This is a genomic window from Sphingobacterium cellulitidis, assembly GCF_043187465.1.
Classification (GTDB): domain Bacteria; phylum Bacteroidota; class Bacteroidia; order Sphingobacteriales; family Sphingobacteriaceae; genus Sphingobacterium; species Sphingobacterium cellulitidis.
The window spans coordinates 2,066,585-2,078,778 of sequence record NZ_CP171136.1 but is presented as its reverse complement, the minus strand read 5'-3'; the positions used below and the strand labels follow the sequence as shown (position 1 = coordinate 2,078,778).

At 38.2% G+C, this 12,194-nt stretch carries 7 protein-coding genes; 1 reads left to right on the top strand and 6 read right to left on the bottom strand.

All coding sequences use genetic code 11. From position 1 onward, the window contains the following. Positions 1–156: 156 nt before the first annotated feature. The gene (locus tag ACF3OC_RS09155) at positions 157–1,029 is read left to right on the top strand and encodes a universal stress protein (protein WP_094282477.1); all 873 of its coding nucleotides are present in this window, start codon (positions 157–159) and stop codon (positions 1,027–1,029) included. Here ACF3OC_RS09155 and ACF3OC_RS09150 read toward each other — a convergent pair. The 6 genes from ACF3OC_RS09150 to ACF3OC_RS09125 form a co-directional block, all read right to left on the bottom strand. Next, the gene (locus ACF3OC_RS09150) at positions 989–3,451 is read right to left on the bottom strand and encodes a phosphocholine-specific phospholipase C (protein WP_392471486.1); all 2,463 of its coding nucleotides are present in this window, start codon (positions 3,449–3,451) and stop codon (positions 989–991) included. The genes ACF3OC_RS09155 and ACF3OC_RS09150 overlap by 41 nt on opposite strands. A 161-nt stretch (positions 3,452–3,612) precedes the next feature. Beyond that, positions 3,613–5,490, bottom strand: a complete 1,878-nt coding sequence (locus tag ACF3OC_RS09145; RefSeq protein WP_392471485.1) for a RagB/SusD family nutrient uptake outer membrane protein — start codon at positions 5,488–5,490, stop codon at positions 3,613–3,615. Positions 5,491–5,501: 11 nt separating this feature from the next. Then, positions 5,502–8,735, bottom strand: coding sequence for a TonB-dependent receptor (locus ACF3OC_RS09140; RefSeq protein WP_256962646.1), 3,234 nt, complete (start codon positions 8,733–8,735; stop codon positions 5,502–5,504). Between the two features lie 638 nt (positions 8,736–9,373). After that, positions 9,374–10,114 carry a dienelactone hydrolase family protein gene (locus ACF3OC_RS09135; protein WP_094257991.1) on the bottom strand — a complete coding sequence of 247 codons (741 nt, stop codon included), beginning with the start codon at positions 10,112–10,114 and terminating at the stop codon, positions 9,374–9,376. Positions 10,115–10,132: 18 nt separating this feature from the next. After that, on the bottom strand, positions 10,133–10,996 hold the full coding sequence (locus tag ACF3OC_RS09130) for an NAD(P)-dependent oxidoreductase (RefSeq protein WP_094282474.1): 864 nt from the start codon (positions 10,994–10,996) through the stop codon (positions 10,133–10,135). Positions 10,997–11,004: 8 nt separating this feature from the next. Next, positions 11,005–12,117, bottom strand: coding sequence for an aldo/keto reductase (locus tag ACF3OC_RS09125; RefSeq protein WP_094282473.1), 1,113 nt, complete (start codon positions 12,115–12,117; stop codon positions 11,005–11,007). Positions 12,118–12,194: the final 77 nt, after the last annotated feature.

The following is a 12,194-nucleotide window of genomic DNA, read 5'->3' as shown; positions in this document are numbered from 1 at the left end:
AGCTATTTGATGATATTAATCACTTTTACTATCTATTCTAGGGAATTTCCGAGATATTCATCACATTCTTGAAAGGAATCGGTCTCAACAAGCTTAAAACTTGAAATAGGATTTCTTTTTGGCTATATTTGGTAAACACACCCTACCATATTGATTATGAAAAATGCACTTCTTATTCCTACAGACTTTTCAGATAATGCTTGGGTTGCCACAAAATATGCAGCAAATCTAGCAACCAAGTTCAATTGGGATATCCATCTGTTACATGTATATCAAACCTTTGGAAGAACCTTAGCAACCACAGAATTTAATGATGCGGTTGCAAAGCATAATATGGATAGCGCCAATGAGGAGATGGAGAAATTTCAAGAACGAGTTCAAAAGGAATTCCCTGATCTTCAAATTTCAGCCGCCTGTATTCAAGGGAATCTAACTGATACAATTTTAAAAGTTGCTGAAGAAAATAATGCGCCTTTTATTGTAATGGGGTCGAAAGGAGCTACAGGTTTAAAAGGTCTTGTTTTTGGTAGTAATACTTTTGATATCATCCAACACTCTCCGATTGGAGTCATTGCGGTTCCGCCACATCATGAAGGATTTAAATTGAAAAAAATAGGGATACTATCCAATTTTAAGGCTACTGAGTTTGATTTAATTGATAGTTTCATACATAGAACCAGTCCTGCTATAGACCTTAATCTTTTGCATGTCGTTGAAAACAATAAACCTGCGGAAGCAAATGCGATATTTTATTGGGAAGAAAAAATGCTAAAGCATACAGGTGTAAATTCTGTCAGCTTTAAGAGTAAGCAATTAATCAACAGGCTCGATATCAAAGAACCTATTCCCTACTGTATCAATCAGATGATTGTGGAAGAAGAAATTGATTTATTACTTCTTACATACAGCAGGAAAAGCTTCTTTACAAATTTGTTCTCTAAGAACCTTACGAAAACAATTGCCAACGAATTGTCAGTTCCTAGTTTCTTTATGAGGGAATATTTCCTTCACCCATTAGTGGATCAGTAGAACTAGGTTTTCCATTTTCTATATGACCTGCATATTTGATAAATAAATCCGGGTTTAGATCCGAGGTAATTTCAAAGTCATACCAGCCCTGGGATTTTTCTAAATTCCAGGCTTGCTTCACCTTTCTGTTGGCTGCAAATTCTTTTGAGGTATGCCCATATGATGGATCTTGAACTTTTAAGCCAACTTTGGATTTAGAAATCGCTATTTGGAATCCTTTTTTAGCATTACTGCAATTTACTTCAACAAGAGGGAATTCAGCATTTACCTTCGCTTTGAATGCCCGATAAAATCCATTAGGTCCATGTACTGAGAAGCAGAAGCTTTCATCCTTCAGCTCAGATAAATCCAATGAATAGGTTAAGCTTTCTTTAGGTTTAACTGCGAAATTCCAGGTTCTACCAATTTCATTTTTACTACCAAATGCTGTGTGTGAAATTAATTGAAATGGAACACCTACAACCTTCGTCTGCGGAAGCTTCCCTAATATCGAAAAATGAAAGTTTAATTTCCCAGAAGAAACACTGAGGTTCACATCTATATCATATGGAATTGCACATGCCGATTTAGTACCTTTCTCTTGAAGGCCTAAACCCGTATTCAAGGAAAGATTATTTTTAATACTTTTCAGACTATCCTTTGCTATTGCTTTAAAATTCTCAGGAATAGACTTATCACGAGCAGAATAAATTCGTTCTACATATTGGTCTCGATTTACAAAATCGATAGCAGGTCTTTGAATATCTGGCAAAGGTCTAAATGCTGAGGTCAAATCCCCGCATACCAACCTTCTCCATTCGGTAATGTTCTTTTCAATTACAGGCTTTTTGTATTTTTTCTGGATAAAATGCTCCAAAAACTGAAGTGGCGAGGTATGATCAAACACCTCTGAATTCACCCAGCCACCTTTGGACCAAGGTGAAGCAATTACCAAGGGCACTCGATATCCCAAACCTATTGGACTATCATGAACTCCAGTATCTTTACCTGTTCTCTTATTTTCTTGATCTACAGTAACGTATTCATCAGCTGTATCCATACCTTTTGGTACAGCTCCTGTTCCTTCTTTATTGGTCAATGGAGGTACAAATGGGGATATATGATCGAAGTAGCCATCATTCTCATCATAGGTTAAGATAAAAATGGTTTTCTTCCATACTTCAGGATTTGCAGTTAGTATATCCAATGTTTCCGAAACATACCAAGCACCATACCATGGAGAGCCGGGATGATCTGAAAAACGACACGGCGCCACCAACCAAGAAACTGCTGGAAGATTACCTGCTTTTACATCCTCTCGGAATTGATGAAAAACATCGCCTTGTGGGACTTCAATCTCCTCAGAATCCTGACCCTTAATTTTGGATAAGCTATGGTAGTTAGGGTCATTTGTATTCGTTGTAAAGGCCCGACGATGAATCTCTTGCTCTTGATTGGTAAGCTTCGCAAAGTTCTCTGGAGAATAAGTCTCTACATCCTTTTTATAACCATTTAATTCATCAACAACTTTTTGATACGCTTCTTGACTTGCAAATTTTGCTACAGTAAGCAGATGTTCTATTTCTTTCACCTTCCTTTTCGCATATTCATAATAAGCCGGATGAAATTTAACCTGATATTGTTTATGGAATTCAAGATTATTATCAGTGAAATTAGCCAACCAATCTTCCTCTTCACCTTCAAATCCTACCGGTAGACTTAATTCATTTTGATAAACTTTCCATGGAATTCCAGCTTCCTGAAGTCGCTCTGGATAGGTCTTCCAGCTTACATCTTTATAGTTGATCTGATAATTATCTACGTGGGCAGTAGATTCTGGATTATGTGGTTCCTCACGCACTGTTCCTGACCAGAAATACGAACGATTAGCACTCGTCCCTGTCAATGAAGAACAAAAATGTTGGTCACAAACGGTAAAAGCATCAGCAAATGCATAGTAAAAAGGAATATCTTTTCTTTCGAAATATCCCATGGTCAATGGAATATGCTTGTATTCAGGATCACCAGCACGTTTGGCTTCTAACCATGTATCCATTTTCCCTTCATTTCGCGCCGCAACCATATCTCTCCAACCATGTGGGAGACTCCCCATCCAAGTTATTTTGGTATTTTCTATATCCAAATGGAATGGAGCAAAGATTTCTTCTTTTTTATTCTCCTGATACCACACTGGATAGCCATTAGGTTGTCTTAATGCACGTGGATCATTAAATCCTCGAACGCCTTTCAAGGTTCCAAAACAATGATCAAAGGATCTGTTCTCCTGCATCAAAAACACAATGTGTTCCGCATCAAGATAATTGGTCCCTGGATTGGCATCTATCGCCAAAGCCCTCTGAATAGATTCTGGAATAAAATTTACGGCTGCGCTAGCACCCGCAAGCATCGATGCTTTCTTAAGAAACTCTCTTCTGGTATCCATTAATTTTTTAGATTAGGTAGCAAAACTATAATTTAAATCAGTTGATTCATCAAGTTAGTTAAATCATCATAAACATTTAACCTTAATTTATTATACCCTTAATAATTTTACACAAAAAAGCCCAACCTTCCGGTTGGGCCAATCTATAAACTAACTTAATCCTATTCGTAACCAGGATTCTGTACTAGTTCCGTGTTTCTATTGATTTCATCCCGATTGAAGGAACTGAAATACATTTTGTCATTCCAGCTTCTGTTTTCAATACCAGGGTTTAAATTACCTACCGTATAAGTGTAATTATAATTACTAGTATCATACTTATAGACATCTACCGTTTTCCCAGGCTTCAACTGACCAAAAATATTGATCAAAGTAACCTTTCTACCCAATGTCGTTGGGGCAATCATCCATCTTCTAGCATCAAAAAAGCGGTGCTCCTCATAAGCCAACTCAATACGTCTTTCATTTCTATAACGTTCTTTCAAAGCTGCTCCAGAATCATTGATCGCAAATAACCCGGCACGTAATCTTATTTTATTGATCCAGGCTCTAGCTTCTGCTTCTTCTCCCAGTTCAATACATGCTTCCACATAATTTAATACGGCCTCAGTATAACGTAATAAAGGCCATGGAATTTGCTGACGAGTATTCTGATCAACAATTTTTGGATTTGGATCCACAAACTTTCTGTAATAGTACCCAGTATAAGAGCCATTCCAATCTTCAATAGGACTATTTCTAGTATCCAATCCTGGCACTATGCGTTTAGTACCTGATCCTGATCCAACTTCATATCGACCTGTCTGGATTTGATTGTTCGGGTCTCTACCTTTCACATCATCCGTCCTTGGCTTCCAGTTTGATCCATCATGACTAATGGTTGCATAAAATCTCGGATCCCGATTCTTGTATGGTGCGGCTTTATGGGCAGGATTATTCCAATTGAATTTCTCGCCAGTGCGCATTTCATAATCATCGACCAATAATTGAACCGGCGAATTTCCAGACCAGTTGTGATAACCATTAGGACCATTGTCACGACCAACCCATCCTCCTCTTTCATCTTTGATATCCTTGAAAAAACGACCTAAAATTAAATCCTTCTTCCCTTCAGCATCAGCTACGTTACTTCCTCCGCCCATAGCGATTGCCAAATAATTGGCAGTACCTTCCGTTGCAGGAATGGTATCTGTTAAATCCAATTTATAGGCATACTCCGTTTTGTCTAAGACTTTCTTTGCAGCATCCTTTGCTTTTCTCCAACGAGCAGTTCTATCACCGGAAACATATCCCAAATATTCAGGATTTTTGAACCCACTGATAATGGATGACTTGCCTTTTGCCGTTGGCATATCATGTAGATCACTAGCAGCATACAATAAAACCCTTGCTTTCAACGCATTGGAAGCATCTTCTGATGCACGGCCATCTTCTCTTGCTTGTCCGGTCAATAAGGTCGATGCAGAATCACAATCACTTACAATCTGATTCACACATTCCTCATAGGTATTGCGCGCTTGAAGAAAATCAGTATCCTCCAATTTGAACACTTTTTTCACTATTGGAACTGCTCCATAAAAGCGTAATAATTGCTGATAATAGTAAGCTCTCAAGAAATAGGCTTCACCTAACAAAGCATTCGCCTTATCCTTGTCATCAAACTTTGGATTTCTCAAATTTTCAATGGCAATGTTGGTAGCACGAATCCGCGCATACATCCTACCATATTCATATGTGTCCATAATATAGCCCTGATCCGCCGCATTGGAACGAGATTCTGTTACTGTATTAATTCCACGACCGGGATGAGTAAAAAATGCCTCATCGGTCATCGATGCCATTTGTTGCTCATAAAAACCTCCAACTCCGAAACCATTATAGATCTCGAAAACAAACGCTTGGGCTAATGCTGCATCAGACCAAACCAACTCCTCAGGCGCCTCATTTAACGGCTCCGTATTCACGAAATCATCATTACATGATGCCAGTAAACCTATGAAGGCCAAGGATATATATTGAATTTTAAACTTAAATTTCATAAGATAGTATATTAAAACGAAACCATTACACCCGCGTTAATTAATCTTGCCTGAGGATAATATTGTCCTAATGCATTGTCAGATTCCGGATCGTAAACTTTGATTTTACTCCAGGTCAATAGATTTTGACCACTTACAAATACACGAGCACTGCCTATTCCTGCTTTCTCAATCCATTGAGTCGGAAAATTATATCCTAACTCCATGTTTTTTAAGCGGATGTAATTGGTACTACGCATCCAGTAGGTATTATTGTTTGAGTAATATTGATCGCTTCGGTCTGTAATTCTTGGATATTCTGAACTCGGATTATCGACCGTCCAACGGTTCTCATAAAAATCCAATAGGTAGTTACCAATCGCTCCTGATTCATCTGTTCCTACTCTTTGTTCTGCTCCTGTAGCTCCTTGGAATAAGATCGCTAAATCAAAATTCTTATAGGTAAAGCCTAGGTTTAAACCTCCTTGGAATGTTGGAATAGTATTCTTATCACGACGAACCCTATCATTTGGTGTAATCTTTCCATCCCCATCATAATCTTGGTACTTCATATCTCCCGGACGTAAATTACCGGTGATATCACCATAATCAATAGTATTCGCATCTATCTCTGCTTGGTCCCTGAATACGCCATCATAAATATAGTATAAGCCGGCATTGATAGGTCTGCCAGTACTTTGTTGCCATTCTGGAGCTCCTGGCGCCTCATCCCAAAAGATGATCTTATTCTTCGCATATCCTCCGTTCACTGCAACATTAAATCCTAAATCACCAAATGTTTCTCGATAACCTAAGCTCAAGTCAAATCCTGAGTTATCTACTTTACCTATATTTTCAGCAGGTAAGGTCATACCTGTACTTTGAGGAATCGAAGCATTTCTACGCCACAAAATACTTTCCCTGCTATTTTTAAATAAGTCAAATTCTGCATTGAACTTGCCCCCCAAAAATTGAAAATCAAAACCTAGGTTATAGTTATTCGCAACCTCCCAAGTAATAAATTTGTTTGGAACACGGCTTTCATATAAGGATTTCACCATTTCATCATTGATAATGTATGATCCGAACGCATAAGTTGAGAAATATTGATATTCCTGAAGTTTACTGTCGTAATACACATTATCATTACCCATTTGCCCATAAGAAGCACGGATTTTGAAGTAATTTACAAATGGTACATTTTCTTTCCAGAAGTTCTCCTCGGAAACCATCCAGCCTAACATCGCTCCTGGGAAGAAACCATATCTCGAAGCCTTTGGAAACATATAGGACCCATCAACGCGCCATAATAATTCCGCAATGTATTTCCCTTTGTAATTATAGTTCGCACGTCCAAAATAGTTCAAACGAGCCCGATCCCATGCTCCACCGGAATTATCCTTCTCTGCATCTCCACCAGCAAATAAATAATCAATCTCATTTGAGATAAAGAACCTTCTGAATGCAGAAAAATTATCATTATGAATAGTTTCTCGGTTCACACCAGCTAAAATATTGAAGGTATGATCCCCTATTACTTTATCATAAGATGCTACCGCTCCTAACAAGACATTTAATTGATCCTCATTGGATTGTGTTAATCGCGGATCTGCTAGCCCTCTTCTTCCAGCAACCAATAAAGGGGTTGTTCCATCAGCTTCATAATCTCCCTGCCAGGTATATAAATACCATGGTATTTCCCATTTCTTGGAATTGATCAAATACTTATCAACTGCTGCTGTACCTGTCACTTTAAGCCCATCAACTCCTGGAATCAAGATTTCAATCTGTCCATTGGTCTGAAAGTAATACCGCTTATTGCGGTCGTAGCCTGAAGCATCTGTCGAAATCACAACCGGGTTCTCACCGTTCTCAATATCTGGCCCTGGTAATCCATTTGGCCAATATGCTGGTTGCGTTGGATTTCCACGCATGGTCATCCGGAAAATAGTTGCTGCCGATTTAATCGGATAGCTCCGATTCTCCTGACGGCCTAACATCCCAAATTGCAACTTCACGTATTTATTGACATTAGCATCCAAGTTTAATCGAAGATCGTATTGCTTATAGTTATTTGCACTGTTTTTATAATATCCTTCTTGGTTTAAATAACCCAAGGACATTAAATATTTAAAATTGTCCGATCCACCATCCAACTGGAGGTTATGTTTTGATTGTGGCGACCAATTTCTAAGTGTTTCACCATACCAGTCTGTATTTGGATGTCCCCAAGGGTCTGATCCATCAGCAAACTTCTGTCTATCCTCCATGGTAAATGGTGCTGATAAGATGGTACCATCTGGCTTTTTGTATTCCCCGGTACTGTTGAAAGCATCCTGTGCAGATTTCCATTCGTCAACAGGAAGTTTAAAGATTTCAAGTTCATTACGCATTTCTGCGTATTCATTTGCATCTGCTAGTTCGGGAATTACGGTGGGTTGAGAATAACCCTGATTAAAAGTGTAGGATAAGGTAGGTTTACCAGTTTTACCGCGCTTTGTGGTCACTAAGACTACCCCATTGGCAGCACGTGCACCATAAATTGCAGCTGACGCATCTTTCAATACAGATATATTTTCAATATCTGCGGGATTCAAGCGTTCGAAACCACCGGCACGTGCAGGAATTCCATCAATTACAATTAATGGACCTGAATCACCAAGGGTATTTGTACCACGAATCCGAATTCCGGAACCATCGCTCCCTGGCTCACCACTTCGATTCGTCGCCACAACACCCGCAACGCGACCTGCAATTGCATTCGATAAATTGATTGCTGGTGATTTTTTTAATTCATCCCCCTTGACTGCTGCAACGGAACCAGTAACCGTAGCTTTCTTCTGTGTACCATATCCCACTACAACGACCTCATCAATATTGTCCAGACTCTGATCTAAGCTGACATTGAAGGTAGTTTGATTGGATACAGCAACTTCTTTACTTTCCATTCCTACTGAAGTGAAAACTAAGGTCGCTGTTCCCGGAACGGCTTCTAGTTCAAAATTTCCATTTTCATCGGTTGTGGTTGCTTGGTTAGTTCCTTTCACAGTTACGGTCACACCAGAGAGTGCTAAACCGTTTGAAGAATCCTTTACTGTTCCCCGAACAGTACTTTGATTATGCCATGTCGATGCATACATCGTAGCATCTTTGGCCAAATGGGCAAATGCAGTCGGTGAGGTGATACTGATTAGCATACTTATCCCTCCTATGCGAAGCATTTTAATCCCATTCTTTCCATTGAAAAAATGGCGGTGTTTAACCATAGAATTAAGGCGTTTAAGTTGTTATAGATTTATGTTTAGTTTTCCTAATATAGGAATTTAACAACTTAATGGTTCCCTATCTCCTCAATTTATGGCATTTATCTTTAAATTTTTAACTTATTCAATAAACAAATGTTTAAGATACATTTTACAACAAATTGCATATCAAGTATTTAAAAAAAGTTAAATATTAGCGTTAAAGTTTGCAAAAATTGTAACAACTAAGGTAATCTAGAAAAATAAATAAAATAAAGGTTTTTGAATCAACAAAAGTCTTCATTCAACAAATCAATATCATTAAACTATAGGTGTAATTATATTATTATTAATTTCTTTTTTTATCATAATAGTATTAATTTTAAGGAAAACCACCAGTTAATAATCAATATTGAAGAGATGAAAACGATCTTACTTTTTTTAATATTCTTAAATACTTTCTGTGCAACTGCTGCCTACTCGATAAAAATTCAAAGTTTATCCAGTGAATGGATCCTGTTTTTTGCATTGTTAATCACTTCAATCTTTCACGTAATCTTATTTAAGAAGAATTATCAGAAGCCATTAAAATACTATAGGTCTTAAATAGTATAAAAAAAGCCACCCAAAGGCGGCTTAAATATTTTAATGCTATTGATGTTTTACTTTAATATTTCTTGTAGAAACATCAAGGTATGATTCCATGCTCTTTTGGCCATTACAGGATTATAATCTGCTGACTCAGGATTTGTAAATGTATGCTTCGAATCTGAATAGGTTATTATTTGCCAGTCTGCTTTCCCGTCCCTAAATTCTTTAACAAGCGCATCATAATCTTCAGGTTTTACCCCTGCATCATCCGCAGGATGCTCCACCAAAACCTTAGTCTTAATTTCTCCGTTAGCCCGGTCAGCAGCCTTCCCTAGACTACCATGAATACATACAACGCCTTCAACTGGCAATCCGCCTCTAGCAGCCTCTAACGCACCAGTACCTCCAAAACAATAACCTATTACTGCAACCTTAGTCGCTCCTGCTTTCTTTAACTCATCTATTCCAGCTTGAATCCGCTTCTGATAGGATTGATAATCCTTTTTATACTGGGATGATAATTTTGAAGATTCCGAATTGTCTTTCGGCGTATTCCCAACGCCATAGATATCGGCGATAAAAGCAATATAGCCTTGTTTCTCCAAGTTTTTCGCCGCATCAATCGCCTCTTGATCTATTCCTTTCCACGCTGGCAGAATCAAAACTCCCGGAAGGCTTTCCCCAGAATTACTGCTCATCAAACCTTTCAAAGCTTGATTACCTTCCTTATAATTTACCTCCTTTAGGTCCTGACCTAAAACAGTTTGACTAAGTAATATACTTAGCAAAATGATAAATGATTGATTCTTCATATTCTTATTTTTTATGAATTAATGAACGCTGTCCTGTTCTTTTAGGTAAGGGATAATACTCATGACATCGAAATCCGCAAAACCAGCATCCTTCGCTCCTTGATAAGTCTTTAATATATCTTTACTTAAGGGATAATGTGCTCCAGCATCAATAGCTAACTTCACATCTTTCAGCATTAAATCTACAGAAAATGCCGCCGGAAACTCATTCTTTATAATTGAAGCTGTTTTTACCTTTGATGCGCCACTACCACTCGCACTTTCATTGATGATACTCATCATATCTGCCCGCGATATACCCATCTTCTCAGCGAACAAAACCGTCTCGGCCATTCCTTGATATAAAATTGAAAGGTAATAATTGATACATAGCTTCGCAGAAACGCCTTTCCCGTTTTCACCCATGTATTTTACTTCCTTACCCATCAAATTTAGATAAGGTAAAACCCGTTCAGCATCTTGCTTATCGGCACCAACCATAAAAATCAATGTGGCATCCTTTGCTGGCTGTGTACTTCCAGCAACCGGAGCATCCACAAAACTTGCACCTTTTGACTTAGTGATGGTAGAAATTGTTTTGGAAGCAAACTGCGAAATGGTACTCATATCAACAAATAGTTTTCCTTCAATATTCATGGTCAAGATGGTCTCATAAACCGCATGAACAGCATCATCATTAGTCAGCATCGTAAATATTATATCACAACTTTTCACCAAGCTTACGATATCATGGCATACTGTACTCTTCTCAGCAAAATCCTGCATCTTTTCTGCAGTACGATTATATACATAGAGATCAACTCCAGCTTTTTCTAAATTCTTCGCCATAGGTTTACCCATGTTTCCTAAACCTATAAAGCCAACTTTTACATTATTTTCCATTCTGCAATTTAATCATTTGGAACAGGAGCACTCGCAGAAATTAATTTTTTCTCTTTCAACTCTTCCCAAAATCCCTTGGGGATGCTTTCTGTAAATGACTTTGCATTTTCTTTCGCTTGCTCTCCTGAGCTTGCGCCAGGAATTACGGAAGAGACTACATCTGGAGCTGCAGAAAATTGCAAAGCTGCAGTCCTGAGGTCAACCTGATGGTTCTTGGCAACCGCCTCCAAGTTTTTGAGCTTCTCAGCAGCAAATTCCGGAATCTTGGAACCATACAAATACCTCGGCTTTCCAGCTAGAAATCCCGCACATAAAGGCGCTCCAACAACTATGGACAATCCCTTTTCAGCAATCTTTGGAAAGACTTGGTTCAAATCATCCTCGTGATGAATTAAGGAATATTGACAGGCTGAAAGAAAAATATCAGGATCCGCTACCTCCATACTCTTTAATATAGGTTCAATCGTATTAACACCTAAACCCCAAGCTTTTATTATTCCTTCCTCACGCATCTTGGTCAGCTCTTTGAAGGCACCATTCTGCGCAATCTCAAAGTATTTGAGCCAATCTTTACCCATATCGCCATTATCCGGCGATAAATCATGAACAAAAACAATATCCATCGATCCAATTCCTAATCGTTGTAAGCTATCTTCAACAGATTTTCTGGCTCCTGAAGCTGAATAATCATACTTATACGATGCATTCATCTGACCCTTCCACATCAAACCTTCTTGCTTATAATTATCTTCTGGAACTAAAATCCTCCCGATCTTACTCGAAATTGTGTAGTCATCTTTTAACTTTTCTTTTAAAAATAATCCCATCCTCCTTTCACTTATTCCTAATCCATACCAAGGAGAAGTATCATAATATCTAACTCCTGCATCCCACGCCGCTTCCATGGCTTCATGACAAGCTAAATCTGAATTATGGTTGAACCCATTGCCCAATGCAACACCACCAAATCCACTCATGCTCTTCGGACGAAATCTTTTTTGAATATTTTTTTCCATGTATTTTCCTATTTTAAATGACCCTTCAATGCCCGTAGCTCCCCAACCCAGGGAAATACTACCTCCTAATAATAGTCCTTGATTGATAAAATCTCTTCTGTTCATCTACTAAAATCTCTGAATTGTCTAATTCCTTTATTTAATGAACAGTTAAATTTTAAGATTGTTGTAATTCCATAAAA